Source organism: Dyella soli, from assembly GCF_054482295.1.
In genome coordinates this window covers 422,535-448,831 of sequence record NZ_JBTFFU010000002.1, presented here as the reverse complement: position 1 = coordinate 448,831, position 26,297 = coordinate 422,535, and the positions used below count along the sequence as shown (strand labels likewise).

Annotated in this window: 24 protein-coding genes and 1 other RNA gene; 8 read left to right on the top strand and 17 right to left on the bottom strand. The window is 67.9% G+C overall.

Annotated elements, in window-relative coordinates:
* Window positions 1-91: 91 nt before the first annotated feature.
* The 15 genes from ftsA to rsmI form a co-directional block, all read right to left on the bottom strand.
* Window positions 92-1,324 carry a cell division protein FtsA gene (ftsA, locus tag ACXU4B_RS12455; RefSeq protein WP_131412073.1) on the bottom strand — a complete coding sequence of 411 codons (1,233 nt, stop codon included), beginning with the start codon at window positions 1,322-1,324 and terminating at the stop codon, window positions 92-94.
* On the bottom strand, window positions 1,321-2,058 hold the full coding sequence (locus ACXU4B_RS12450; protein ID WP_131412075.1) for a cell division protein FtsQ/DivIB: 738 nt from the start codon (window positions 2,056-2,058) through the stop codon (window positions 1,321-1,323). Before ACXU4B_RS12450 ends, ftsA begins: the two co-directional genes overlap by 4 nt.
* On the bottom strand, window positions 2,055-2,990 hold the full coding sequence (locus ACXU4B_RS12445) for a D-alanine--D-alanine ligase (protein WP_131412077.1): 936 nt from the start codon (window positions 2,988-2,990) through the stop codon (window positions 2,055-2,057). The genes ACXU4B_RS12450 and ACXU4B_RS12445 overlap by 4 nt, the downstream gene beginning before the upstream one ends.
* Window positions 2,987-4,426, bottom strand: a complete 1,440-nt coding sequence (gene murC, locus ACXU4B_RS12440) for a UDP-N-acetylmuramate--L-alanine ligase (RefSeq protein WP_131412079.1) — start codon at window positions 4,424-4,426, stop codon at window positions 2,987-2,989. Before murC ends, ACXU4B_RS12445 begins: the two co-directional genes overlap by 4 nt.
* Window positions 4,423-5,496 carry an undecaprenyldiphospho-muramoylpentapeptide beta-N-acetylglucosaminyltransferase gene (gene murG / locus ACXU4B_RS12435; protein ID WP_131412081.1) on the bottom strand — a complete coding sequence of 358 codons (1,074 nt, stop codon included), beginning with the start codon at window positions 5,494-5,496 and terminating at the stop codon, window positions 4,423-4,425. The genes murC and murG overlap by 4 nt, the downstream gene beginning before the upstream one ends.
* Window positions 5,493-6,734 (bottom strand): putative lipid II flippase FtsW, encoded by a 1,242-nt coding sequence (gene ftsW / locus ACXU4B_RS12430; RefSeq protein ID WP_205746595.1) that lies wholly within the window; start codon window positions 6,732-6,734, stop codon window positions 5,493-5,495. Before ftsW ends, murG begins: the two co-directional genes overlap by 4 nt.
* 2 nt (window positions 6,735-6,736) lie before the next feature.
* Entirely contained in the window at window positions 6,737-7,837 is a 1,101-nt protein-coding gene (mraY, locus tag ACXU4B_RS12425; RefSeq protein ID WP_131412083.1) for a phospho-N-acetylmuramoyl-pentapeptide-transferase, read from the bottom strand.
* Complete coding sequence (locus ACXU4B_RS12420) at window positions 7,827-9,197, bottom strand: UDP-N-acetylmuramoyl-tripeptide--D-alanyl-D-alanine ligase (protein WP_131412085.1); 1,371 nt, start codon at window positions 9,195-9,197, stop codon at window positions 7,827-7,829. Before ACXU4B_RS12420 ends, mraY begins: the two co-directional genes overlap by 11 nt.
* Window positions 9,194-10,666 carry a UDP-N-acetylmuramoyl-L-alanyl-D-glutamate--2,6-diaminopimelate ligase gene (locus tag ACXU4B_RS12415; protein ID WP_131412087.1) on the bottom strand — a complete coding sequence of 491 codons (1,473 nt, stop codon included), beginning with the start codon at window positions 10,664-10,666 and terminating at the stop codon, window positions 9,194-9,196. The genes ACXU4B_RS12420 and ACXU4B_RS12415 overlap by 4 nt, the downstream gene beginning before the upstream one ends.
* On the bottom strand, window positions 10,663-12,474 hold the full coding sequence (locus ACXU4B_RS12410) for a peptidoglycan D,D-transpeptidase FtsI family protein (protein ID WP_131412089.1): 1,812 nt from the start codon (window positions 12,472-12,474) through the stop codon (window positions 10,663-10,665). The genes ACXU4B_RS12415 and ACXU4B_RS12410 overlap by 4 nt, the downstream gene beginning before the upstream one ends.
* A complete protein-coding gene (gene ftsL, locus ACXU4B_RS12405) occupies window positions 12,471-12,734 on the bottom strand; it encodes a cell division protein FtsL (protein WP_165583247.1) in 264 nt (87 codons plus the stop codon). The genes ACXU4B_RS12410 and ftsL overlap by 4 nt, the downstream gene beginning before the upstream one ends.
* Before the next feature lie 5 nt (window positions 12,735-12,739).
* Window positions 12,740-13,663: a 16S rRNA (cytosine(1402)-N(4))-methyltransferase RsmH gene (rsmH, locus tag ACXU4B_RS12400; RefSeq protein WP_131412093.1), complete on the bottom strand. Its 924-nt coding sequence runs from the start codon at window positions 13,661-13,663 to the stop codon at window positions 12,740-12,742.
* Window positions 13,664-13,717: 54 nt separating this feature from the next.
* Entirely contained in the window at window positions 13,718-14,164 is a 447-nt protein-coding gene (gene mraZ / locus ACXU4B_RS12395) for a division/cell wall cluster transcriptional repressor MraZ (RefSeq protein ID WP_131412095.1), read from the bottom strand.
* A gap of 290 nt (window positions 14,165-14,454) precedes the next feature.
* Window positions 14,455-14,821, bottom strand: an RNA gene (rnpB, locus tag ACXU4B_RS12390) — RNase P RNA component class A.
* 89 nt (window positions 14,822-14,910) lie between these two features.
* Complete coding sequence (rsmI, locus tag ACXU4B_RS12385; RefSeq protein ID WP_131412097.1) at window positions 14,911-15,738, bottom strand: 16S rRNA (cytidine(1402)-2'-O)-methyltransferase; 828 nt, start codon at window positions 15,736-15,738, stop codon at window positions 14,911-14,913.
* Window positions 15,739-15,828: 90 nt separating this feature from the next.
* On the opposite strand from rsmI, the gene ACXU4B_RS12380 reads away from it, so the two are divergent.
* From ACXU4B_RS12380 to ACXU4B_RS12365, 4 genes are all read left to right on the top strand, one after another.
* Window positions 15,829-17,658, top strand: a complete 1,830-nt coding sequence (locus ACXU4B_RS12380) for a penicillin-binding protein activator (protein ID WP_131412099.1) — start codon at window positions 15,829-15,831, stop codon at window positions 17,656-17,658.
* On the top strand, window positions 17,658-18,014 hold the full coding sequence (locus tag ACXU4B_RS12375; RefSeq protein ID WP_131412101.1) for a YraN family protein: 357 nt from the start codon (window positions 17,658-17,660) through the stop codon (window positions 18,012-18,014). The genes ACXU4B_RS12380 and ACXU4B_RS12375 overlap by 1 nt, the downstream gene beginning before the upstream one ends.
* Before the next feature lie 44 nt (window positions 18,015-18,058).
* A complete protein-coding gene (locus tag ACXU4B_RS12370) occupies window positions 18,059-19,432 on the top strand; it encodes an FAD-binding oxidoreductase (RefSeq protein WP_131412103.1) in 1,374 nt (457 codons plus the stop codon).
* Between the two features lie 78 nt (window positions 19,433-19,510).
* On the top strand, window positions 19,511-20,320 hold the full coding sequence (locus tag ACXU4B_RS12365) for a hypothetical protein (protein ID WP_131412105.1): 810 nt from the start codon (window positions 19,511-19,513) through the stop codon (window positions 20,318-20,320).
* Between the two features lie 13 nt (window positions 20,321-20,333).
* Here ACXU4B_RS12365 and rhtC read toward each other — a convergent pair whose 3' ends face one another.
* The gene (gene rhtC / locus ACXU4B_RS12360; protein WP_131412107.1) at window positions 20,334-20,960 is read right to left on the bottom strand and encodes a threonine export protein RhtC; all 627 of its coding nucleotides are present in this window, start codon (window positions 20,958-20,960) and stop codon (window positions 20,334-20,336) included.
* 224 nt (window positions 20,961-21,184) lie between these two features.
* On the opposite strand from rhtC, the gene ACXU4B_RS12355 reads away from it, so the two are divergent.
* From ACXU4B_RS12355 to ACXU4B_RS12340, 4 genes are all read left to right on the top strand, one after another.
* Window positions 21,185-22,456, top strand: a complete 1,272-nt coding sequence (locus tag ACXU4B_RS12355) for a nucleoside permease (RefSeq protein ID WP_131412109.1) — start codon at window positions 21,185-21,187, stop codon at window positions 22,454-22,456.
* Between the two features lie 42 nt (window positions 22,457-22,498).
* The gene (gene dusB / locus ACXU4B_RS12350; protein WP_131412111.1) at window positions 22,499-23,485 is read left to right on the top strand and encodes a tRNA dihydrouridine synthase DusB; all 987 of its coding nucleotides are present in this window, start codon (window positions 22,499-22,501) and stop codon (window positions 23,483-23,485) included.
* Between the two features lie 111 nt (window positions 23,486-23,596).
* Window positions 23,597-24,490, top strand: a complete 894-nt coding sequence (locus ACXU4B_RS12345; RefSeq protein WP_131412113.1) for an alpha/beta hydrolase — start codon at window positions 23,597-23,599, stop codon at window positions 24,488-24,490.
* A 117-nt stretch (window positions 24,491-24,607) separates the two neighbouring features.
* Window positions 24,608-25,438: a class I SAM-dependent methyltransferase gene (locus tag ACXU4B_RS12340; RefSeq protein ID WP_131412115.1), complete on the top strand. Its 831-nt coding sequence runs from the start codon at window positions 24,608-24,610 to the stop codon at window positions 25,436-25,438.
* Here the strand turns inward: ACXU4B_RS12340 and ACXU4B_RS12335 are convergent.
* Complete coding sequence (locus ACXU4B_RS12335) at window positions 25,432-26,136, bottom strand: GDSL-type esterase/lipase family protein (RefSeq protein ID WP_240734151.1); 705 nt, start codon at window positions 26,134-26,136, stop codon at window positions 25,432-25,434. The genes ACXU4B_RS12340 and ACXU4B_RS12335 overlap by 7 nt on opposite strands.
* Window positions 26,137-26,297 lie beyond the last annotated feature (161 nt).

Below are 26,297 nucleotides of genomic sequence, written 5' to 3'. Positions count from 1 at the left end.
CGTTGTAACCGCGGGCGCTGACGACCTTGTCGCCCCGAGGTGGCGGACGAACATCCATTCGTCCTTGGCTGGGCCTCATGCCCGGCCCAAATCAGAAATTCCTGGTAATCCAGCCGCGCAACTTGTCGACCAGGCCGCCCACGCTGCCGCCGGCCGGGCCGCTCGCCCGCATGCCGCCGTTGCGCGCGCCGTGCAGCAGCAGGCCAACGCCGGTGGAATGCAGCGGATTGGCGACGACCTCGCCGAGGCCGCTCACGTGTTGCGGCACGCCGATGCGCACCATCTTGTGGAAGATCTCCTCGGCCAGCTCCAGCGCGCCTTCCATGCGGGAAGCGCCACCGGTGAGCACGACGCCCGCGGCGACCAGGCTTTCGTAGCCGGAGCGGCGCAGCTCGTCCTGCACCATCTCGAAGATTTCCTCGTAACGGGCCTGCACCGACTGCGCCAGCGACTGCCGGGCCAGGCGGCGCGGCGGGCGATCGCCCACGCTCGGCACCTGGATGGTTTCCTCGGCGTGCGCCAGCTGCGCCAGGGCGCAGGCGTACTTGATCTTGATCTCCTCGGCATGCGCGGTCGGCGTGTGCACGCCGTAGGCGATGTCGTTGGTGACCTGGTCGCCGCCGACCGGCAGCGACTTGGTGTAACGGATGGCGCCCTGCGTATAGATGGCGATGTCGGTGGTGCCGGCGCCGATGTCGACCAGGCACACGCCCAGTTCGCGTTCGTCGTCGGTCAGCACCGACTTGGCGCTGGCCACGGCCGAGGGCACCAGTTCGTCCACGGTCAGGCCGCAGCGCTGGATGCACTTGCTGATGTTCTGCACGGCGGCCGCGGCACCGGTGACCAGGTGCACGCTCGCCTCCAGGCGCACGCCGCTCATGCCGACGGGCGAACGGATGCCGTCCTGGCCGTCGATGCGGTACTCCTGCGACTCCTTGTAGAGAACCTTGCGGTCGGCCGGGATGGCCACGGCACTGGCCGCCTCCAGCACCTGGTCGAGGTCCCCCGGCGTCACCTCGCGGTCGCGGATGGCCGCGGTACCGTGCGAGTTCTTGGTTTCCAGGTGGCTGCCGGAGATCGATGCGTACACCGAGCGGATGTCGCAGCCGGCCATCAGCTCGGCCTCCTCGACCGCCCGCTGGATGGAGTGCACGGTGGATTCGATATCGACCACCGAGCCGCGTTTCATGCCGCGCGAGACGTGCGTGCCGATGCCGATCACTTCGATCGGCTCGCCCGGCTCGTACTCGCCGACGATCGCCACCACTTTCGAGGTGCCGATATCGAGGCCGACCACCAGCTGCTTATCGTTCTTGGTCTTCATGTGCGGGGCGTGCCTCCAGCGTTCACGGCGCTCGCCTGCGGCGGCCATCGAACGGCAAATCCATTGGTGTAGCGAAGGTCGGCATAGGCAAAGCCCTCGGTGTGGCCGGCCATCAGCTGCGGATAGACATCAAGGAAACGGCGCAGGCGGCGACCGGCCTGGTCGCGATCGCCCAGCACGATCTGCGCGCCGTTGTGGGTGGTGAGGCTCCAGCTGCCACGCTCGGTGAGCGAGACGCCGGTGATCTTCAGGTGCGTGTTGGCGAATGCCTTTTGCGTCTCGGCATAGAAGCTGACCACCTCGGCGAGGCGAGCATCCGGGCCGCGCAAATCGGGCAGGTCACTGCTGGCCGCCGGATCGGGCACGTCAAACACCAGGCCCTGGCGGCTGATCAGCTGCTTCTCGTTCCAGCGCGCGAATGGCTGGCGCTCGTAGATGCGCAGGATCAGGGTATCGGGCCAGCGCTTGCGCGCCTCGACCGACTCCACCCACGGCAAGGCCGCCACCGCCTTCTGCACGCCATCGAGGTCGAGCGCAAAGAAACCCTTGCCCAGTCGCGGCATCACGACGGCACGGAGTTCATCCGTGGTCACGTGCTTGAACTCGGCCTGCACCGTCAACTGGGTCACCGGCCAACGATTGGCCGCAAACCATCCGCGCAGCACGCCGACGACCGGCAGCGCCACGAGCGCGATGGCCAGAACCCAGGCAACGAGGCGGATGGTTCCCCTCACACGCCCTCCCGGAAGCTCGTTTCGAGCACGCGCCAGCAAAGCGTCTGGTAGTCGATGCCCGCCACCGCGGCGGCCTTGGGCACCAGCGAATGCGAGGTCATGCCGGGCGCGGTGTTCACTTCCAGCAGCCAGTTGCGGCCTTCGCGGTCGCGCATGACGTCGACGCGACCCCAGCCGGAGCAGGCCAGCGCGTCGAACGCCTGCAGCGCCAGCGCCTGCATCTCGCGCTCGGCGTCGCCATGCAGGCCCGGGCAGATGTACTGGGTGTCCTCGGCGATGTACTTGGCGTTGTAGTCGTAGTACTCGCCCTTGGGCACGATGTTGATCGTCGCCAGCACCTGGCGACCGAGCACGCCGACGGTGTACTCGCCACCCTCGATCAGCGTTTCCATCAACATGTCGCCCGGGTACTTCTGCGCCAGCGCCACGGCCGCATCGAGATCCTTCTCGTCGAACACGCGCGTGATGCCGACGCTGGAACCTTCCCAGGCGGGCTTCACGATCAGCGGGAAACCGATCTCGCGCGCCGCCGCATGGACGTCCGCACCGCGCGGCAGCGCCTTGAAGCGCGGCGTCGGCAGGCCAAGCGCCTGCCACACCTGCTTGGCGCGGATCTTGTCGAGCGACAGCGCCGAGCCCAGCACGCCGGAGCCGGTGAACGGAACGCGCAGCGACTGCAACGCACCCTGCAGTTCGCCGTTCTCGCCGCCACCGCCGTGCAGGATGTTGAACACGCGGGCGAAGTGGCCGGCCCGCACCGCATCGAGCAGCGCCGGGATGCCGTCGATGGCATGCGCATCCACGCCGCGCGTCTGCAGCGCCGCCAGCACGTTGCGGCCGGAATCGAGCGACACCTCGCGCTCGGCCGAGCTGCCGCCCATCACTACGGCGACGCGGCCAAACTGTGCGGGATCGGTAATCGTCTTGCTCACTTGTTCGTCCTCAAATGACCGGCTTGCGCCAGCTCCACGGCCGCCGCGCCGATATCGCCGGCGCCCAGCAGCAACAACAGGTCGCCGTCGCGCAGCAGCGCCGGCAGCGTGTCCTTCAGTTCGCGCGGATGCTCGATCAGCACCGGATCGACCTTGCCGCGCGCACGCACCGCACGCGCCAGCGCGCGACCGTCGGCGCCGGCGATCGGCGCTTCGCCGGCCGCATAGACGTCGGTCAGCACCAGCACGTCGGCCTCGGCCAGCACATTGGCGAAGTCGTCGAGCAGGTCACGCGTGCGGCTGTAGCGATGCGGCTGGAAACCGACCACCAGGCGACGATCCGGCCAGCCGCCGCGCGCGGCGGCAAACACCGCCGCCAGTTCGCGCGGGTGATGGCCGTAGTCATCGACCAGCAACGCGGTTCCTTTATCCAGTGCGATCTCACCGCGACTGTGGAAACGACGGCCGACACCCTGGAAGTTCTGCAGCGCGTGCGCGATGGCCTGCGCCTCCACGCCCAGCTGCCAGCCGATGGCGGCGGCGGCCAGTGCGTTGAGCACGTTGTGGCGGCCCGGCAGGTTCAGCTTGACGTGCAGGGCCTCGTTGCGGCCCGGCAGCCACAGGTCGAAATGCATTTCGAATCCGTGCTGCGAGAGATTGCTCGCGCGCACGTCGGCATCCGGTGTATCGATGCCATAGGTCATCACGCGGCGCGTGGTGGTCCTGGCCAGCTCGGCCACTTCCGCATCGTCCACGCACAGCACCGCCATGCCGTAGAACGGAAGCCGGTGCAGGAAGTCGCTGAAGGCCTTCTTCACCAGCGCGAAGTCGCCGTTGTAGTTCTCCAGGTGATCCGCATCGATGTTGGTGACCGCGGCAATCACGGGCGACAGCATCAGGAACGAGCCGTCGGACTCGTCCGCCTCGGCCACGATGTACTGGCCGGTACCGAGGCGCGCATTGGCGCCGGCCGCGTTGAGCTGCCCGCCGATGACGAAGGTCGGATCGTAGTTCGCCTCGGCCAGCACGCTGGCGGCCAGGCTCGTCGTGGTGGTCTTGCCATGCGTGCCGGCGATGGCGATGCCGCGGCGAAAGCGCATCAACTCGCCCAGCATCTCGGCGCGCGGCACCACCGGAATGCGCGCGGCGCGGGCGGCGGCGAGCTCAGGGTTGTCGGCCCGGATCGCGCTGGAGGTCACCACCACGTCGGCATCGCCGATGTGCTCGGCGGCATGACCGACATGCACTTCGATGCCCAGCTGCGCGAGGCGCTGGGCGGTGGGTGAATTGGAGCGATCCGAGCCGGACACGGCATAGCCGAGGTTGTGCAGTACCTCGGCGATACCGCTCATGCCGACACCGCCGATGCCGATGAAATGCACGCGGCGGAAGGTGGTCATCAGGTCTTCGTGGGCGAGCAGGCGACGGGGCGTCATGCGGCCACCTCCATGCAGGCGCGGGCGATCACCGCCGCCGCGTCCGGCTTGGCCAGCGTGCGCGCGGCTTCAGCCATCGCAATCAGGCGGCCACGATTTTCCAGCAGCGCTTCCAGGCGCTGCGCCAACTGCTGTACGTCCAGATCTTTCTCCTGCATCAACTCTGCCGCACCCGCCGCGACCAGCGCCTCGGCGTTGCGGGTCTGGTGGTCATCCACCGCATGAGGGAACGGCACCAGCACGGCGCCAAGACCGGCTGCGGTCAGCTCGGCCAGCGTGAGCGCGCCGGCACGGCATACGGCCAGGTCGGCCCAGGCATACGTCCCGGCCATGTCTTCGATGAAGGGCACGACCTGCGCCTCGACGCCGGCCTTCGCATAGGCCTCGCGCGCCTCGTCGAGGCCACGGTTGCCGCACTGGTGCAGCACGTCGGGACGCTGCGCCGGCGACAGCAAGGCCAGCGCCTGCGGCAAGGCGAGATTCAAGGCGCGCGCACCCAGGCTGCCGCCGAGCACCAGCAGGCGCGGTCGGCCATCGCGCTGCGCCAGGCGCTCGCCCGGCGGCGGCAGCGCGGCAATGGCTCCGCGCACCGGATTGCCCACCCACTCGGCGCCCGGCAATGCATCGCTGAAGCCCGCCAGCACGCGTTGGGCGTAGCCGGCCAGCTTGCGATTGGTGAAGCCCGCCACGCGATTCTGTTCGTGCACCAGCAAGGGACGTCGCGTCATGCGCGCAGCCACGCCGCCGGGACCAGCCACATAGCCGCCCATCGACAGCACGCTGCGCGGCTTGACCCGACGCAGCGCAGCCAGCGACGCGAACAGCGCCCGCGCCAGCATCAGCGGCGCCAGCAGGCGCGTCTTCAGGCCTTTGCCGCGCAGGCCGCCGACCGGCACGGTGATCAGTTCGATGCCGTGCGCCGGCACGACCCGGGTTTCCATGCCGCCTTCCGCGCCCAGCCACACCACCGGCACGCCTTGCGCACGCAGGGCCTCGGCCACCGCCAGGCCCGGGAAAATGTGGCCGCCGGTACCGCCGGCCATGATCAGCACGGGAGCCTGGGCGCTCATGCGGTCACCGCCTCGCGCGCGGGCACGGCAGCCGCGGCGGCATTGGCATCGGGCACGGCATTGGCCGGCAGACGCTGCGCCATGTGGCGCGCATCGATCGCACGGTTGATCTCGTAGGTCGTGCGTAGCAGCACGCCGGCCATGGCACAGGTCAGCACGATGGACGAGCCGCCGTAGCTGATCAGCGGCAGGGTCAGCCCCTTGGTGGGCAGCGCGCCGAGGTTCACGCCGATGGACACCATCGTCTGCAGGCCCAGCATCAGCGAGATGCCAAACGCGACATAGCCCGGGAAACGCTGGCCCAGCTCCATGCCCTTGATGCCCATGGCCAGGCCACGTCCCACGGCAAGCGCGAACAGGCTCATCACGAGCAGGATGCCGGCCAGGCCCAGTTCTTCCGAAATCACCGCGAAGATGAAGTCGGTGTGCGCTTCGGGGAGGTAGGAAAGCTTGAGTACGCTCGAACCCAGGCCCACGCCGGTCCACTCGCCGCGGCCGATGGCCATCAGCGACTGCGTCAGCTGGAAGCCGTCGTTGAACGGGTCGGCCCACGGATCGATGAACGAGGTGAGGCGACGCATGCGATAGGGCTCGAACTTCGCCACGAACCACAGCAGCGCCACCACGGGCAGGCCCATGCCGCCGAGGTACACCGGCTTGGCGCCACCCAGCCAGATCATGCCGATGGTGACCGCGATCATCAGCGTGGCCGAGCCGAAGTCGGGCTGCAGCAGAAGCAGCACCACGAAGCCGCCCGCCACCATGATCGGCTTGAACAGGCCCCAGAAACTGGTTTCGACGCTTTCGCGATGACGCACCAGGTAGCTGGCCGTATAGATGACCAGGATCAGCTTGACCGCCTCGACCGGCTGGAAGCTGGTGAAGCGGAAGTTGAGCCAGCGGTGCGCACCGTTGAGCTTCATGCCGATGCCCGGCACGAACACCAGCATCAGCAGGGCGACGGCGCCGGCGAACAGCAGGTAAGCATGCTTTTCCAGCAGCTTCAGCTCGGTGCGCATGGCGAAGCCTGCCAGCACGATGCCGAGCGTGAGGAACAACAGGTGGCGCTTGAGGAAGTAGAACGCACCGATGTGCTGGCTTTCCGCCACCGCGATCGAGCTGGACGCCACCATCACCACCCCGATGCTGGCCAGGCCGACGAGCGCGATCACCAGCGGCAGGTCGAAGCTGCCGCGGGGTCCCTGTCGTCGTTTGGCCTGGGTGGTGTCGAAGAACATGGTCAGCGCACCTTCAACGTGGCGAGGCCGATCAGCACCAGCACGACGCTGATGATCCAGAAGCGCACGATCACGCGCGGCTCGGGCCAGCCCTTCAGTTCGAAGTGGTGGTGGATCGGCGCCATGCGGAACACGCGCTTGCCGGTGAGCTTGAAGCTCGCCACCTGGATCATCACCGAGGCGGTTTCCATCACGAACACGCCGCCCATCACCAGCAGCACGATCTCCTGGCGCACGATCACCGCAATGGCCGCGAGCGCCGCGCCGATGGCGAGCGCGCCCACGTCGCCCATGAAGACCTGGGCGGGATACGTGTTGAACCACAGGAAGCCCAGGCCTGCGCCGGACAGCGCACCGCAGAAGATCGCCAGTTCGCCCGCGCCGGGAATCGAGGGAATGCCCAGGTATTCGGAGAACACCTTGTTGCCGGCCAGGTAGGCGAAGATGCCCAGCGCGCCGGAAACGAGCACCGTCGGCATGATCGCCAGGCCATCGAGGCCGTCGGTGAGGTTCACCGCGTTGGAGAAGCCCACGATCATGAAGTAGGCGACCACCACGAACATGATGCCCAGCGGCACGGCCACCTGCTTGAACAGCGGCACGTACAGCGCCGTCTCGGCCACTGGCAACGAGCCGGTCGCCTGCGGCGCGGTGTAGTAGAGGAACAGCGCGGCGGCCAGGCCGAATACCGACTGCCAGAAATACTTCCAGCGCGAGGCGAGACCGCGGCTGTCCTTCAGCACCAGCTTCTTGTAGTCGTCGTAGAAGCCGATCACGCCGAAGGCGAGCAGCACCGCCAGCACCAGCCACACGTAGCGGTTGTGCAGGTCGGTCCACAGCAGCGTGGATATGGCCACCGCCAGCAGGATCATCACGCCGCCCATGGTCGGCGTGCCCGCCTTGGACAGATGCGTCTGCGGGCCGTCCTTGCGCACGACCTGGCCGGCCTTGAGGTCGGCCAGCTTGCGGATCAGGTTCGGCCCGAACAGCAGCGACATCGACAGCGCGGTCAGCGCAGCCATGATCGTGCGGAACGTGATGTACTGGAACAGATGAAGGGCGGTGAAGTGCCGCGCCATCCAGTCTGCGAGTTCAAGCAGCATCGGATGCGCCCTCCCCTTTTTCCTTGTTGTCGCGCAGCGCAACGACCACCTGGTCCATGCCCGACGAGCGCGAGCCCTTGACCAGGCAGGCGACGCCGCCATGCAGTTGTTGTTTCAGCGCAGTGACCAGCGCCGCCTTGTCGGCGAAATGTTCGCCGTGTTCGCCGAAGGCCTTGACCGCTGCCGCGCTGAGCGGGCCGACGGCAAACACCTTGTCGATGCCGCGCTGGCGGGCGTGTTCGCCGATGCCGGCGTGCAGGGCCAGGGCGTTGTCGCCGAGCTCCGCCATGTCGCCCAGCACCAGCCAGCGCTCGCCCTCGGCCAGCGCCAGCGTGTCGATGGCCGCGCCGACGGAACCGGGGTTCGCGTTGTAGCTGTCGTCGATCAGCATCCAGCCACCGCTCATGCGTTCGAACTGCAGGCGGCCAGCCACGCCGGGCACCTGCTCGAGGCCTTCCACGATGGTGTCCAGCGGCACGTCGAGCGCCAGCGCGATCGATGCGGCGGCCAGCGCGTTGGCGATGTTGTGGCGCCCGGCCAGCGGCAGCTGCACTTCGGCATCGCCCACCGGCGTGCTCAGCACGAAGTGCGAGCCATCGACGCGCTGGTCGAGGATGTCCGCGCCGATGTCGGCCTTGTGGTCCAGCCCGAAGCGCAGCTGTCGACGCGTGCCAGCCAGGCCGGCGAAGAAGCTCGCGAACGCCTCGTCTGCATTGATGATCGCCACGCCGTCGACCGGCAGTGCCTGGTACAGCGCGCCCTTGGTCTCGGCCACGCCTTCCACGCTGCCCATGCGCTCAAGATGCGCCGGCGCGATGGTGTTGACGAGGCCGATATCGGGCCGCGCGATGGCAGCGAGATAGGCGATGTCGCCCGGCTTGCCCGCGCCCATTTCCAGTACGGCGAATTCGGTGTCCTGGGGCATCGCCAGCAGGGTCAGCGGCAGTCCGAGTTCGTTGTTGAAGTTGCCCGCGTTGACATGCGTGCGGCCGTGGCGCGACAGGATCGACGCCGTCAGCGTCTTCACCGTGGTCTTGCCGTTGGAACCGGTGATGCCGATCACCCGCACGTTGCTTTGCGCGCGCACGGCACTGGCGAGGTCGCCCAGCGCGAGCCCGGTGTCATCGACCAGCACCTGCGGCAGGTCGAAGTCGATCTTGCGCGTCACCAGCGCAGCGAAGGCACCGCGCGCCTTGGCATCGGCCAGGAAGTCGTGGCCGTCCACGCGTTCGCCCTTGATCGCCACGAACAGGTCGCCGGGTTGCAGCTTGCGGGTGTCGATGGCGACACCATTCACGTCCACGTCGGCGCCAAGCTGGCTGCCGCGGGTCCACAGGGCAATGGCGCTCAGGCGCATCATGCACGGGTCTCCAGCGCTTGGCGGGCGACCGCCAGATCGTCAAATGGACGCTTCCCCGTAGCGCCTTCCTGATAAGTCTCGTGCCCCTTGCCGGCAATCAGCACGACATCGCCCGCGCGGGCCGAAGCCAGCGCGCGATGGATCGCTTCGGCGCGATCGCGCTCGATCACCGCCTCGCCCGGCTGGCGCAGCCCGGCGACAATCTGGGCCACGATGGCATCGCCGTCTTCGCCGCGCGGATTGTCGTCGGTGACGATGATGGCGTCGGCCAGGCGCTCGGCGATCGCGCCCATCTGCGGACGCTTGCCCGCATCGCGCTCGCCGCCACAACCGAACACGCAGACCAGGCGGCCCTCGCAATGCGCGCGCAGGGCGGTGAGCGCCTGTTCCAGCGCATCGGGCGTATGTGCGTAATCGACCACCACCAGCGGCAGGCCAGCCGCGCCACCGAGGCGATTCATGCGGCCATTGATCGGCTGCAGCGACTCGATGGCCGCGACGATGCGGCCAAAGGATTCGCCCAGTGCGCCCAGGCAGGCCACCACGGCCAGCAGGTTGGCCACGTTGAAGCGGCCCAACAGGCGGCTGCGGATGGCGTGCGCGCCCCAGGGCGTGTGCAGTTCGAAGGCCAGGCCATCGGCCGAGGTGGCGACGTCGACGGCACGGACGTCGGCAGCCGCGTCGCCCTCGGCGCTCAGGCGCAGTGCGCGCACGCCGTCGGGCAGGCGCGCGGCCAGTTCACGGCCAAAGGCGTCATCGACATTGATCGCCGCCGCCTGCAGCGACGGCCACGCGAACAGCCGGGCCTTGGCCGCGCCGTAGGCTTCCATGGTGCCGTGGTAATCGAGGTGGTCGCGCGTGAGGTTGGTGAAGGCGGCCACTTCAAAGGCCACCGCGGCCACGCGTCCCTGCTCCAGCGCATGCGAGGACACTTCCATCGCCACGTGGGTGGCGCCCTCCTCGCGGAACGAGGCAAGCAGGCCCTGCACGTTGATCGCGTCGGGCGTGGTGCGCTCGCCTTCGCTGATCCGGCCATGCAGGCCCGCGCCCAGCGTGCCGATGGTGGCCGCGCGGTGGCCGAGATGTTCCAGTGCCTGCGCCAGCAGCTGCACGGTGGAGGTCTTGCCGTTGGTGCCGGTGACGCCGATCACGCGCAGCGACTCGGACGGACGACCAAAGAAGCGCGAGGCGATTTCGCCGACCTTGCCGTGCAGGCCATCCACCCACAGCACCGGCACGTCGAGGCCGTCGAACTCGGCCGGCGGCGCTTCGGCCAGCACGACCCGGGCGCCGCGCGCCACCGCACCCTGCGCGAAGGCGATGCCATGCGCACGCGTGCCGCGCAGCGCGAAGAAGGCATCGCCCGGACGCGCCTGGCGCGAATCCAGCGTGAGGCCCGAAACGACGATGTCGCCCACACCCGGGGTGTCGGCGAGGCCCTTGAGCAGCTGGTCCAGGCGCGCGCTCATGGCGTCACCTCCTCGACCGGTGCGTCATCCACGGCTTCCACCGTGGGCTGCTTGTTGCCGGTCAGGCCATTCTGGCCCTGCAGCGGACCGCCCACGTACCAGCGGCCGATGTTGTCGGGCGGCACATCCATCAGCCGCAGCGCGCCGTCCATGACCTTGGCGAACACCGGCCCGGAGACCAGCGCGCCGTAGTAGCTGCCCTTGCGCGGGTTGTCGATCACCACCACCGCGGCCATGCGGGGCGCGGAAGCCGGCACGATGCCGGCGAAGGCGGAGCTGTAGTTGTTCTTCAGGTAAGTACCGCCACTGGCCTTGTGCGCCGTGCCGGTCTTGCCCGCCACGCCGTAGTTGGCGATCCATGCGTACGGTGCCGCCGTGCCGCCCGGCTGCGTCACCGACACCATCATCTGCACCAGTTCGTTGGCGATCTTCGCATCGATGATCTGCTTGGCTTCGTTGTCCGAACCCTTCACGAAGGTGGGCAGGTGCATCACGCCGTTGTCGGCGATGGTGGCGTAGCCGTTGGCCAGCTGCAGCGGCGTCACGTTGAGGCCGTAGCCGTAGGCAAGGATTGCCTTCTCCAGCATGCCCCAGCTCTTGCCCGGCTTGAGGTAGCCGGAAGCTTCGCCCGGAAAGCCGCTGTTGGTGCTGTTGCCGAAGCCGAATGCACGGTAGGTGTCGTACATCAGGCCGGTATCGAGCGTCATCGAGACCTTGGCGGCGCCGATGTTGCTGGACTTGGCGAGGATGCCGGTGGGCGAGAGTAGGCCGTAGGCGTGCGTGTCGCGGATGTCGTGCGAGATATAGAAGAAGTGGCCATTGCCGGTGTCGACCAGCGGGCCGTTCGGGGTGTACTTGCCGCTGGACAGGGCGGCCGCCATCACGAACGGCTTGATGGTGGAGCCCGGCTCCACCACGTCGGTCATCGCGCGGTTGCGCCGCGACGAGGGGCTGCTGCCGCGCAAGGCATTGGGGTTATAGGTGGGCCAGTTGACCATCGCCAGCACTTCGCCGGTCCGCACGTCGATGATCACCATCGAACCCGAATCGGCCTCGGATTGTTCGATGGTGTTCTTCAGCTCGTTATAGGCGAGGAACTGGATGCGCCGGTCGATGCTCAGCGTGATGTCGCGACCCGGCTGCGGCGCGCGCACGAGCTCGACGTCTTCCACCACGTGGCCCATGCGGTCGCGGATCACCCGCTTGGCGCCCGGCTTGCCGGCCAGCCATTCGTCGAACGCCAGCTCCAGGCCTTCCTGGCCGTGGTCGTCGATGTTGGTGAAGCCCAGCACGTGGGCCATCACCGGGCCGGACGGATAGAAGCGGCGGAATTCGCGCTGGCCGTTGACGCCCGGCACGCCGAGGTCGAGCACGGTCTGCGCGGCGTCCGGGGACATCTGGCGCTTGAGGTAGACGAACTCGCGCTCGGAGCGCTGCGCGAGATATTCCTTCAGCGCGTCCGCATCCATGCCGATGGCGGCGGCCAGCTTCGGCAGCCTGGCCTCGTTGTCCAGCACCTCGGCCGGGTTGGCCCAGATCGAGACCACCGGCGTGGACACCGCCAGCGGCTCGCCATTGCGGTCGAAGATGGTGCCGCGCGACACCGCGATCGGCATCACGCGCAGGAAGCGGGCATCGCCCTGGTTCTGGTAGAACTCCTTGCGCACGACCTGCAGGTCGAACGCACGCGCCACCAGGCCCAGTGAAGCGGCCAACAGCACGCCGGTCACCAGCACCATGCGGCGACGAGGACTGGGGGCCGCACGGCGGCGGGTGGGAACGGAAGTCTGTCGCTGGCGCAGCTTCATCGACGCACCAGCTGGATGTCTTGCGGCTTGGGATTGACCATGCCGAGCTTCAGGCGCGCCTCGTCATCCACGCGACGCGGCTCGGCCCAGGTGGCCTGTTCCAGTTCCAGCTTGCCGTATTCGATGTTGAGGTCGTCGCGCTGGTTCTGCAGGCGGGTCAGCTCGACGAACAGCACGCGGCTCTCATGGCGGGTCCACACCACGGCAATGGCGCTGGAAAGCACCGCCGCGAGGAGGATCAGCATGAAGATGCCGCCCAGTACCTTCATCCGAGTTTCTCCGCCACGCGCAACACCGCCGAGCGGGCGCGCGGATTGACGGCCAGCTCGGCCTCGGAGGGAAACTGCGCCTTGCCCACGGCGGCGAGTCGCGCCGGTGCGGCGACGACCGGCGGCCCACGGCGACTGCCCTGCACGCGTCCCGAGTGGTCGCGGATGAACAGCTTGACCGCACGGTCCTCCAGCGAATGAAAGCTGATGATGGACAGGCGCCCGCCGACCTTCAGCAGGGACAGGGCTGCGTCGAGGCCCTGGGCCAGGGCGTCCAGCTCGCCGTTCACGCGGATGCGCAGCGCCTGGAAGCTGCGCGTGGCCGGATGCTTGCCCGGCTCGCGGCGGCCCACCACGCGCTCGATCAGCCCGGCCAGCTGGCCGGTGCGGGTGATCGGGTGTTCGCTGCGGTCTTCGACGATGGCGCGGGCGATCTTGCGGCTGAAGCGCTCTTCGCCGTAGATCCACAGCACGTCGGCGATCTCTTTCTCCGAGGCGTGGGCCAGGAATTCCGCGGCGCTCTCGCCCTGGGTGGTGTCCATGCGCATGTCCAGCGGCGCATCGGCCATGAAGCTGAAGCCGCGCGCGGCTTCGTCCAGCTGCGGCGAGGAAACGCCCAGGTCCAGCAGGATGCCGTCGAGGCCGCCGGCGGTTTCGTCCCACTCGGCCATGCCGGAAAAATTGGCGTGGCGGATCGACACGCGCGGATCGCCGGCGAATTCGGCCTGCGCCGTGGCAATGGCCTGCGGATCGCGATCCATCAGCAGCAGGCGACCGTCGGGACCCAGGCGCGACAGCACGGCGCGGGCGTGTCCGCCGCGTCCGAAAGTGCCATCGAGATAACGCCCGCCTTCCCGCACGGCGAGTCCCTCCACTGCTTCACCCAGCATCACCGGGATGTGCACCAACCGCTCGGCCATGCCGCGCACTCCCGCTCCCGTCCCGTAAATACGCCGCGCCGCCACCGTTGCCGGTTACAGCTGCAGCTCCGCCATCTCGTTGGTGATCTCGTCTTCGCCGATGGTCTGGCGGATCTTGGCCAGGTGAGCCTGCTCGCTCCAAAGCTCGAACTTGTTGCCCATGCCCAGCAGAACCGCCTTCTTCTCGATGCCCGTGGTAGCGCGCTGGCTGGCTGGCAGCAGGATGCGTGCCGCGCCATCAGGCTCGACCACCGCCGCTGCACCGACCAGCTTCATCTGCATGTCGCGATGGGCGGCCTTGACCTTGGACAGCGCGTTGACCTGGTCGCGCACCTTTTCCCACTCGGCGTGCGGGAACAGCCACAGGCAGCCCGACTCGAAGGGGTTGTAGGTGATCACCAGACGATTGGCGCAGGCGTCCGCGACCAGCTCCCGATAGGTCGTCGGGATGGCCAGCCGGCCCTTGTCGTCGATGGTGATGGCGGTTTCGCCCTGGAACACGGTCGTTAGGCTCCACTAATTCCCACGATTTCACACAGGAACCCACGATAGTCTCGCCCCCTGAGACTGTCAAGGGAATTTCGCTTGTGAATCAATGAGAAAGGCGAGGATCTGGCAGTATTTCCAGCCCTTTGTGAGGAAACACCCAAAGGTGCTTGAAAGGCTAGGATTTTTTCTATTGCCTGTTGCTCGCTTCCGGACCTCCGGGGAGGGTTCGGAATGAATCGCCCGTTCATGCCCGTCACGCGACTGCCATCGCCACGCAGGGCGATGGCAGTCGGTCGTGAAGGAGGCGGAGTCGGCCTGTAAGCCGGGTTCTGTACGTCTTGCGACGCGACAGTCATTCCTCTCGGCCTGGCGTCACCGCCAGGCTCCAGCAACCTACCCGGGAACAACGCGGGCCGCGTTATCGTTCCCCTATTCGGTCTTGCTCCAGGTGGGGTTTACCGTGCCATGCGGCGTTAGCCCCGCACGCGGTGCGCTCTTACCGCACCCTTTCACCCTTACCACGCGCATCCGGAGATGCCGTTCGGCGGTCTGCTCTCTGTTGCACTGGCCGTCAGCTCGCGCTGCCCAGGCGTTACCTGGCACCTTGCCCTATGGAGCCCGGACTTTCCTCGATGCGCTTGCGCGCGACGCGACTGTCCGGCCGACTCCGCTGCGCATTCTAGAGGAAAGCCACGCTCAAAGCGCTTGAGAAGCCGACGCGGGGGCAAGGCACCGCCGACGGTACGCCTGGCGCCTGCCTAGCCTTCGTAGAGCAGCTTGCGCGGCGCACCGGTGATGGCGGCCGCCAGCTTGGCCGCCTTCGCCGGCGGCAGCTCGTCCCGCAGCAGGGCGAACACGCGCCGCCCCTCGGCCTCGCGTGCATCGGTTTCCTCGCCGCGACCCGCCACCAGGATCACGCATTCCCCGCGCTGCTGGTCGGGGTCGGCCGCCACGCGCGCGGCCAGCTCACCCAGCGGCTCGCCGAGCACCGTCTCGAACAGCTTGGTCAGCTCGCGCGCGAGCACGCCCTCGCGCGCGGCACCGAACACATCACGCATGTCCGCCAGGCTTTCCGCCACGCGATGCGAGGACTCATAGAAGATGTGCGTGCGCGCATCGCCGGCAAGTTCCTGCAGGCGCGTGCGGCGCGCGGCGGACTTGGGCGGCAGGAATCCCTCGAACACAAAGCGGTCGCTCGGCAGGCCAGCCACGGACAGCGCCGCGATCGCCGCGCACGCGCCCGGTACCGGCACGCAGCGGACACCGGCCGCGCGCGCCGCGCGCACCAGTCGGAAGCCCGGGTCGCTGATCAGCGGCGTGCCCGCATCCGAAATGAGCGCCACCGATTCGCCACCCAGCAGGCGCCGGACGATGGCGTCGACCACGTCGCGCTCATTGTGTTCGTGCAGCGCGACCAGCGGCGTCGCCACGTTGTAGTGCATCAGCAACGGCCGGCTGTGGCGCGTGTCCTCCGCCGCGATCACCGCCACCGAGCGCAGGGTTTCGATGGCGCGCGCGGAGAAGTCGTCGCGATGACCAATCGGCGTGGCGACCACCCATAGCAGGCCGGGCTGAATCTGTGACATCTGGCAGTTTCCTCGACCGCGGAGCGGCGATCCGATCGGCTATCATCGCGCATCCGCCGCCTATCTCGTTAAGCCCGAAGGGATTTCGACATGCGCCTATACCGCGCCGCAGGCATCGCCCTGCTGATCTCGCTGGCACTCAGCGGCTGCGTGCCGCCCACGGTGGAGCGCTCGCCAGCCGAAATCGCCGCCAGCCGCCAAGCCGACGCGCTCGTGCAGCAGGGCAAGTTCGAGGATGCGGCGCAGGCCTATCTCGCCCTGGCGCAGACCTCCGGCTATCGCGACCACTATCAGCTGTTCGCCGCCGAGGCCTATCGGCAGGAAGGACAGATCGAGCGCGCCGCGCCCCTGCTCGCCGCCATCCGGCGCCCGCGACTGAGTGGTGACGAGCCCTCCAGGCTGGACCTGCTGCAGGCCGAGCTCGCTTTGAAGCAGCGCGATCCGGGCCGTGCACTGCAGCTGACCACGCAACCCAATGTCAGCGTGTCGCCTGCCCTGCAGCTGCGCCTGCTCGAGCTCCGCTCGCAGGCCATGCAGCAGACTGGCGACCTGTGGGGCGCCGCCCGCACGCGCGTGGAAATGGACAGCCGCCTCGCCGGCCTGGACCAGACGCAGAACCGCAAGGAGATCGTCGCCACGCTCGTGCGCATGGGTATCGATCCGCTGAAGCAGCGCGCTGCCGCGATGCAGCCCGCCGATCGCATGCTGCCGTGGGTGAACGAGGCGCTGAGCCAGCTCGGCGTCGCGGTGGCGCGCCCTGCTCCCGCGCTCGAGCAGGAAGTCGGCACGATGATTCCCGGCGAAGGCGCCAACGTACGCGAGGGTTACAAGATGCCCGCGCACGTGGCCCTGCTGCTGCCGACCAGCGGCAACCTCGCCGCCGCCAGCACGGCGATCCGCGAAGGCTTCTTTGCCGCCTACGCTGACGCCGCACGCAACCACGCGCCGCGTCCGCCCGTGCGCGTGTACGACAGCACCGGCACCGCAGCCGGCGCCGTGAAGGCCTACCAGCAGGCGGTGAGCGACGGCGCGCAACTGGTCATCGGTCCGCTCACCCGCGGCGAGGTTTCCGCGCTGTTTGGCCTGCAGCAACTGCCGGTGCCCTTGCTTGCGCTCAACCATCCCGACGACAAGAGCCTGCCGGCGAACGGCGTCAACGAGTTCGGCCTGCTGCCGGAGACCGAAGGCGCGCAGGCAGCCGACCACATGGCCGAGCGCGGCCTGCTCAATGCCTACGTGATCGTGAGCAACGACGACTTCGCCCAGCGCGCGGCCAAGGCCTTCAAGGCCGAACTGGAAGCACGCGGCGGCAAGACGACGGGCACCGCCAACCTCACCGGCAGTGGCGTCAACTTCGCCTCGACCATCAACGGCATGGGCATGCCTGCCGAAGCCACGGATGCCGGCGTCTTCATCAGCATGCGACCGCAACAGGCACGGCTGCTGTTGCCCCAGCTCAAGCTGGCGCGCGTGACCCTGCCGGTATTCGGCACCTCGCACGTCTACGCCGGTGTCGACGATGCCGGCGCCAACCGCGACCTGGAAGGCGTCGAGTTCTGCGACGCGCCCTGGCTGTTCGACGTGCAGCCCGGCCTGCCCAATCATGGCGACATCGCCGCGCAACTGCCCGCGGCGCGCGGCACCTCCGCGCGGCTGTTTGCGTTCGGCATGGACGCGTGGAATCTCGCGCCCTATGTCGACTGGTTGCGTGCGCACCCCGGCAGCTACCTGCCCGGCGCCAGCGGCCAGCTCACCGCCGACCAGTTCGGCCGTGTGCGTCGCGTGCTGGTGTGGGCCAAGTTCCAGGACGGTCTCGCCCGCCCGCTCAACGGCAGCCTGCAGATGGACAGTGCACCCGCACTGGCTCCTCCCGATGGCAGCGCGTCATCGAGCAGCAACGGCCAGCTCACCAACGGCTGATGCGGGCGGCCGGCGCCCTCTTCGAACAACGCGCCTGCGCGGAACTGCAACGCGTCGGCCTGAAGCTGCTGGCGCGCAACTACACCACGCGTTACGGCGAACTCGACCTCGTCATGCTCGATGGCGACACCGCGGTCTTCGTCGAGGTGCGCCACCGCATTCGCTCCGCGCACGGCAGCGCGGTCGCGTCGGTCACCGCGGCCAAGCAGGCGAAGCTCGTGCGCACGGCCACGCTGTGGCTGGCCGAAAACCCCCGGCATGCACACCGCCCCTGCCGCTTCGATGTCGTGACCTATGATGGCCCTGACGGCGAGGCACGCATGGACTGGCTGCGTGGCGCCTTCGAGGCCGGCTAGGACGGCCTTGGCGTAGCAGCCGCACACGGTGGGATACTGCCCGCATGAACCTGCCCGATGCCCTGCTTGCCGCCCTTCGTCCGCACTTTGAGGGCGCCGCGCTGTCGACCGGCCAGGCCGAACGCCTCGCCTACGCCTACGACAACTCGCGTCGCAACGCCTTGCCGGATGCGGTGGCGTTCCCCACCACGCACGAACAGGTGGAGGTGCTGGTGCAGGCCTGCCGCGCGCACCGCGTACCGGTGATTGGCCGTGGACGGGGCACCAACACCACCGGCGCCACGGTGCCGGTCGAGGGCGGCGTGGTGGTGAGTTTCGAGCGCATGAATCGCATCGTGCGCATCGACCCGGACAACCGCCTCGCGGTGGTGGAACCGGGCGTGCTCAACGGCGACCTGCAGCAGGCACTGAAGCCGCATGGCTTCTTCTGGCCGCCGGACCCCACCTCGTCGCCCTGGTGCAGCATCGGTGGCAACCTGGCCTGCAATTCGGCGGGACCGCGAACCGTCAAGTACGGCAGCCCGAGAGAGAACACGCTGGGGCTGCGCGCCGTGGCGGGCACCGGCGAAGGCTTCCGCTGCGGGACGTATACAAGCAAGGGCGCGACGGGCTATGACCTCACGCGCCTGCTGATCGGCTCCGAAGGCACGCTTGCGCTGATCACCGAGGCGACGCTCAAGCTCACGCCCAGGCCGTCCGGCCTGCGCACGATGCGCGCCACCTATCGCGATGTCGGCGCCGCGGCCCGCGCGGTGGCGCGGATCATGGCCCAGCCAGTGACGCCGTGCGCGCTGGAATTCATCGACGACGTGGCGCTGAAGCTCGCGCGCGAGCATGGCGGCGACAGCGTGCCGGTGGCCGGCGCCATGCTGATGATCGAAGTGGACGGCGAGCCGGAAACCCTGCCCAGCGCGGTCGAGGCGGTGTCGCGCGCCGCGCGCGGCGACGGCATGGAGGACCTGCGCGTGGCCGAAAGCGCCGAGGAAACCCAGGCGTTGTGGTCCGCGCGCAAAGCGCTGTCGCCAGCGCAGCGCACCATCTCGCCGAACAAGATCAATGAGGACGTGGTGGTGCCGGTCAGCCGCCTGCCCGAACTGGTCGACGGCATCAAGCAACTGTCGAAAAGGCACGACGTGCTGATCGTCAGCTTCGGCCACGCCGGCAACGGCAACCTGCACGTGAACCTGCTGCCGCGCGACGAGGCCGAACGCGAGCGCGCCTATGCCTGCCTGGGGGAGGTGTTTGCGCTGGTGATCGCGCTCGACGGCACCTTGTCGGGCGAACACGGCATCGGGCTGGTCAAGCGCGAGTTCATGCCGCTGGCGTTGCAGCCGACGACCTTGCACCTGATGCGCAACGTCAAGGCGGCCTTCGACCCGGACGGGATCCTCAACCCGGGAAAGCTGTTGCCGCCCTGAGTGCGCGGTTTCATGATGTGCGGCAGGTGGCCTGGCGCGACGTGCGTCGACGGGCCTCAGCCGCAAACAGGGGAAACCATGACTTCGCTCCTTCGCAGCATGCTGGCAGGCGTGTGCCTGCTGCTGGCCGCCTGCAGCCAGCAGGTCCTGGTCGACCAGTGGACGCCGCACCCGGAAGCGGAGATCGCCCGCTCCATCCTTGAACAGGTTCGCCAGGGCGACATCGAACCGGTCAAGGCCCGGCTGTCGGATGAACTTCGACAGACCCCGGACATCGATGCGAAGCTGCAGCAATTCGCGACCTATTTTCCGGCAGGCACGCCCCGCTCCGTGAAGGTAGTCGGGGTGCACACGCTGACGAACGCCAGCGGCACCCGCTACGACCTCACCTTTGAATACGCGTTCGCGGATGGCTGGGCGCTTGGCCATGCACGCCTGGCCAGGACGGGCGATGCCGTGCTGGTGGAGGGCCTCCATGTCCAGCGCCTCGCGCAGCCGCTGGAGCAAGTAAACGCATTCACGCTCATCGGCAAGGGGCCGCTGCACTGGATCGTGTTGCTGCTGTGCATCGCCATCCCGGCGTTCTGCATCTATGCGTTCGTGCTCTGTCTGCGTACGCCGATCGTGCGCCGCAAGTGGTTGTGGGCACTGTTCACCCTGCTGGGCTTGATCACCGTGCACTTCAACTGGACCAGCGGGGAGTTCGATTTTCAGCTGCTCTCATGCCAGTTGTTGGGTGCCTCGGGTCTTGCCGACCCGTATGGCCCGATGATCTTGGGCATGTCGCTCCCACTCGGTGCGATCTGGTTCCTGGCCTGCCGGGGAGGGCTGATGGCCAATGCAGCAGCCGCCAGGGCGGCAGCATCCTCCGGGCAGGAGCTGGCCTGAGCGATCGCCTGGATCAGTGGCTGCGACTACCGAAGATCAGGTGGATGCCAAAGGCCACGAACACGGCGCCCGCGACGCCATCGATCCAACGCGACAGTTTCAGGTAGCCGCGGCGCATGGCCGGCAGCGCGAACACGCCGGCCACCAGGGTGAACCACAACAGCGTTTCGGCCACGACCATCGTCCACAGGCCCCAGCGCGTGCCGGCGCTGACGCCATTGCCAAGGAAGGCGGAGAACACGCTGCCGAAGTAGATCACTACCTTGGGGTTGGACAGATTGGTCAGCAGGCCAGCGCGCAGGGTGGCCCAGTCGCTCTGTTGCAGCACCTGGCGCGGCTCGCCTGCCGCCACCGGCGCACGCAGCGCGCCGCGCAGCATCTTCACGCCCATCCAGGTCAGATACAAGCCGCCCGCCACGGCGATCAAGCGTTCCAGCCAGGCCAGCTGCTGCAGCAACAGCTGCAGGCCCGCCAGCGCCAGCGCCGACCACACCACCACGCCGAGGGTAATTCCCAGCACGCCGAACATCGCCTGCTTGCGCGTGCGACTCACCGCCGTCTGCGACACGAAGAAGAAGTCGGGGCCCGGGCTGAGCAGGGCGACCAGATGGACCACGGCGATGGTCAGGAACAGGTTCACGCGAATCTCCTCGATGATGGGACAGGGCCGGTCGCGGCAGTGCAACTTGTCGCCGCCGCACCCGTTCCTCTACGCTGCCGCTATTTTGGCATGGCCCGGGGACGCTCCTGGCCCTCTGCAGGGGATCATCGGATCGTCAGGAAGGCCCGCCAGTGGCCGGCCAGCCGGTACGAGCGTGTCCACCGGAACCCGCCCGCCACCGCTCCAACCATACGAATACGCTGATGAGCCTCCGACTCCGCCTGATTGCGATGAACTTCCTGCAGTTCTTTGTGTGGGGGTCGTGGCTGCTCACCATCGGCGCGTACTGGTTCCAGACCAAGCAGTGGTCGGGTGCGCAGTTCGGGGCGATCTTCTCCACCATGGGCATAGCCTCTCTGTTCATGCCCTCGCTGATGGGCGTCGTCGCCGACAAGTGGATCAACGCGGAGAAGCTCTACGGCCTGCTGCATGTCGGTGGCGCGGTGGTGCTGTTCTGCGTGCCGATGGTGCAGTCGCCGGGACTGATGTTCTGGGTCATGTTGATCAACATGATGTTCTACATGCCGACGATCTCGCTCTCGATCGCGGTCGCCTACAACGCGCTCAAGAGCGACGGCAAGGACATCATCCGCGATTACCCGCCGATCCGCGTGTGGGGCACGGTGGGCTTCATCGCCGCGCTGTGGACGGTGAGCCTGTTGCACCTGGAAACCTCGTCGGGCCAGTTCTACGTGGCTTCCGGCGCGGCATTGCTGCTGGGCCTGTATGCATTCACCCTGCCGACCTGCCCGCCGCGCTTCCAGCGCAAGCCGAACCAGTCGCTGCTCGATACGCTGGGGCTGACCTCGTTCTCGCTGTTCCGTGACACCCGCATGGCGGTGTTCTTCATGTTTGCCATGCTGCTCGGCGCGGCGCTGCAGCTGACCAATGCCTATGGCGACACGTTCCTGCACGACTTCGCCAGGATGGACGAATACAAGGACCTGGTGGCGGTGCGCTACCCGGCCATCATCATGTCCATCTCGCAGATTTCGGAAACGCTGTTCATCCTGGCGATTCCGTTCTTCCTGCGCCGCTTCGGCATCAAGACGGTGATGCTGATCAGCATGCTGGCGTGGACGCTGCGCTTTGGCCTGTTCGCCTATGGCAACCCGGGTCCGGGGCTGTGGATGATCGTGCTGTCGTGCATCGTCTACGGCATGGCGTTCGACTTCTTCAACATTTCCGGCTCGCTGTTCGTGGAAGGCCAGAGCGACCCCTCGATCCGCGCCAGCGCGCAGGGCCTGTTCATGCTGATGACCAATGGCATCGGCGCGGTGCTGGGCAGCTCGCTGAGCGGCGTGATCATCCAGGCGTTCTTCACGCACGCGGACAACAGCAAGGACTGGCACGGCATCTGGACCACGTTCGCGCTGTATTCGCTGGTGGTGGCGGTGCTGTTCGTGGTGCTGTTCAGGCACCGGCACGACCCCGCCGCCGCGCAGGGTCCGCTGGCCGCCAAATCGGCGCACTGAGCCGAGCGGGAACCACGGCGCCGCCCCGGTTACAATAGGCGGATGCAGATTGGTCCCTACCGTATCGACCCGCCCGTGGTGCTCGCGCCCATGGCCGGCGTCACCGACAAGCCTTTTCGCCTGCTGTGCAAACGGCTGGGCGCAGGGCTGGCCGTGTCGGAAATGACCACCGCCGATCCGCGCCTGTGGCAGACGCGCAAGTCGCTGCGACGCATGGACCACGCCGGCGAGCCTGAGCCGGTGAGCGTGCAGATCGCCGGCTACGATCCGTCGATGCTGGCCGAGGCGGCGCGCTACAACGCCGACAACGGCGCGCAGATCATCGACATCAACATGGGCTGCCCGGCCAAGAAGGTTTGCAACGTGTGGTCGGGCTCGGCACTGCTGCAGGACGAACCGCTGGTGGCACGCATCGTCAAGGCGGTGGTCGACGCGGTCGACGTGCCGGTGACGCTGAAGATCCGCACCGGCTGGGATCGCCAGCACAAGAACGCGCTGACCATTGCGAAGATCGCCGAGGATGCCGGCATCGCCGCGCTGGCCGTGCACGGCCGCACGCGTGCCGACAAGTACGAGGGCGAGGCGGAGTACGAAACGATCGCCGCGGTCAAGGCGGCCATCCGCATTCCCGTGCTCGCCAACGGCGACGTGCAGACGCCGCAGCAGGCCCGGCACGTGCTTGACGCGACGGGTGCCGACGCAGTGATGGTGGGCCGCGGCGCTCAGGGCCGGCCGTGGATCTTCCGCGAGATCGCCCACTACCTCGCCACCGGCGAGACCCTGCCCGAGGCGATGCCCGCCGAGGTGTGCGGCATCCTCGTCCATCACCTCGAGCAGCTCTACGCGTTCTATGGCGAGTTGCAGGGCGTGCGCATCGCACGCAAGCACCTTGGCTGGTATGCGAAGGATCGCCCGGAGAATGCTGCGTTTCGCGACGTGGTCAATCGCGCGGAGAATGCGCACGATCAACTGCGGCTGACGCGCGACTACTTCGCTGCCCTGGATGCCGGCGAACGGCTGGCGGCCTGAAGCACGCCCTGCCTTTGCAGGAGCGCAGCGAGTGCGCTCCTGCAAAGGCAGTCGCAAGCCTTTGCGTGGAGCTCTGTTGCATCATCGCTGCACACCACACGCCCGATGCCCATGAGCCGCCCTGCCCGTTCGCCGCTCCTGCGCCTGCTGGTGCTCTGCGCCACCCTGCTGCTGGCTGGCTGCGCGGGCACGCTGTTCGCCGGCCTCAATGCCACCAACCAGCACAAGGGCATCGAGCAGCAGCGTGACATCGTGTTTGATCGCGACCATCGGCTCGCGCTCGATGTCTATGCGCCGGCGCACGCGCAACACGCCCCCGTGCTGGTGTTCTTCTATGGCGGCGACTGGGCGCGTGGCGAGCGCGCCTGGTATCGCTTCGTGGGAACGGCCCTGGCGGCCGAGGGCGTGGTGGTGGTGATTCCCGACTACCGCAAGGTGCCGCAGGTATCGATGACAGGCTTCATGCAGGACGCCGCGAACGCGGTCGCCTGGGCGCGCACGCACGCCGGCGAGTTCGGTGGCGCGCCGGGGGATGTGTTCGTGATGGGCCACTCGGCCGGCGGGCAGATCGCGGCGCTGCTCGCGACCGACCCGGCGTGGCTGGGCGCCCATGGCATGCGCCCGACCGACCTCGCCGGCTTCATCGGCGTGGCCGGCTGCTATGACTTCGTGCCGGTTGCGGACGACGAGACCGAGATGCTGATGGCGTTCGGACGCACGCCGGACGAGCAACGCCGGGCGCAACCGATCTCCTTCGTGCGTGGCACCGAACCGCCCATGCTGTTGCTGCACGGCCTGGATGACCGCGAAGTCGGTGTCGCCAACTCGCAGTCGCTGTATCGCGCCGTGCTGCTCCGCCACGGAGAGGCAACGCTGACGCTGTATCCCGGCGTCGGCCACGAGTCGTTGCTGTTTGCGCTGGCGCGCCCCACGCGTGGTGCGATCCATACGCTCGATGACATCGTGGCGTTCGTGCGGGCGCATCCGGGGCATGCCGGGGATTGAGGTACCGGCCCGTCCGCGCGCCCGGCGTGCTCCTGCCGGGCGGCCTTCGGCAACTTTCCCTGCACGGTCGCCGGGGTATGGTGGCTCTCCGGGCCGACCGGCAGTGGAGTGCTTGGCATGAACAGCATCGTCACCGGGGAATTCCCCTATATCCACGGCTTCTCTGCCGACGAACAGTCGCGGTTGATCCGGCAGGCGCGCATGTTCGAGACCATCCTGTTCAGTCGCATCGATTACAGCGAGGCCACGCGATTGCTGGAAGTGGGCTGCGGCGTGGGTGCGCAGACGGAAATCCTGCTGCGGCGCTTTCCGAACCTGGAGGTGACCGGCGTGGATCGCTCCGAGGCGCAACTGGAGGCCGCCGAACAGAATCTGGCGCAGACGGCCTGGTGCAGCTCGCGCTATACGCTGCAGCAGGCCGACGCCACCGACCTGCCCTTCCCCGACCGCAGCTTTGACGCGGCCTACCTGTGCTGGGTGCTGGAACACATGCCCAGCCCGGCCAGCGTGCTGAGCGAGCTGCGCCGCGTGCTGAGTCCGGGCGCGGTGGTGTACGTGACCGAGGTGCTCAATACGTCGTTCTTCCTCGATCCGTACTCGCCGAACCTGCTGCGCTACTGGATGGCCTTCAATGATCACCAGTACGACAGCGGCGGTGACCCGTTCATCGGCGCCAAGCTGGGCAACCTGCTGCTGGCCGGCGGCTATCGCGACGTGCAGACCGAGGTGAAGAGCTTCCACCTGGACAACCGCCAGCCAGGCAAGCGCAAGCAGATGATCGCGTTCTGGGAAGAACTATTGCTCTCGGCCTCCGACCAGCTGGTGGCCACCGGCAAGGTCGACACCGCCACCGTCGAAGGCATGCGCCAGGAAATGCAGGCGGTGCGCAATGATCCCGACGCGGTGTTCTTCTTCGCCTTCGTGCAGGCGCGTGCGACGGTTTACTGAGCCGGCGGACCTGCCGCGAATCCGTACTCGGCGAGCACGGGCTTGAGCGCAGCCACCCACAGCGCGTACCCGGCCGGCGTCATGTGCAGTCCATCGGGACGGAACAGCTCCGCGCGCGGCCTGCCCTGCGCATCCGTCATGGCCGGCGCGATGTCCACAAAGCGCACGTCTTGCTGCGTGATGGCCCAGGCGCGGATGCGCTCGTTCGCCTCCTTCATCGACGGCCACAGCGGCAGCCGCGCCAGGCTGGGCTTGATCGACACATAGACCACGGGCACGCCCGGCACGCCCTGGCGCGCCCGCGCGACGAAGGCCCGGAACGCGGCCAGCACCTGCGCGGGAGCGACGCCCGCGGCGATGTCGTTGTCGCCGGCATACATCACGATCAGCCGCGGCTGGTACGGCCACACGATGCGGTCGGCGTAATAGGTGGCATCGGCGATGGTCGAGCCGCCAAAGCCACGGTCGATCACCGGCACGCCGGGGAAGTCCGCGGCGAGCGTGGTCCACAGGCGCACCGAGGAGCTGCCAATGAACAGCACGCCCCGGGTGGCGGGAGCCTGAGCCCGGTCGCCGGCGGCGAAGGCGTCGATGTCCGGCTTCCAGTGCGCCGGGCCGGCATCGCCGGCCAGCGCGCCGAACGACACGGCGCCAAGCAGGAGCCAGCCTGCCAGCCCACGCCAGCTGAGTCGTGTCACCGCGTGTCCTCCGCAAGCTTCGGCCGTCAGGCTGCCGATTATGCGAGCCGCCCCGGCCAGCGCCAACGCCTGCCGTCGCCGCGGCCTGGCCGCCGTCCCTGCGATCCCGCCACTCGTCCCCGCGCGACGACCTTTCATCACCGCGCCCTTGTCCCATACGC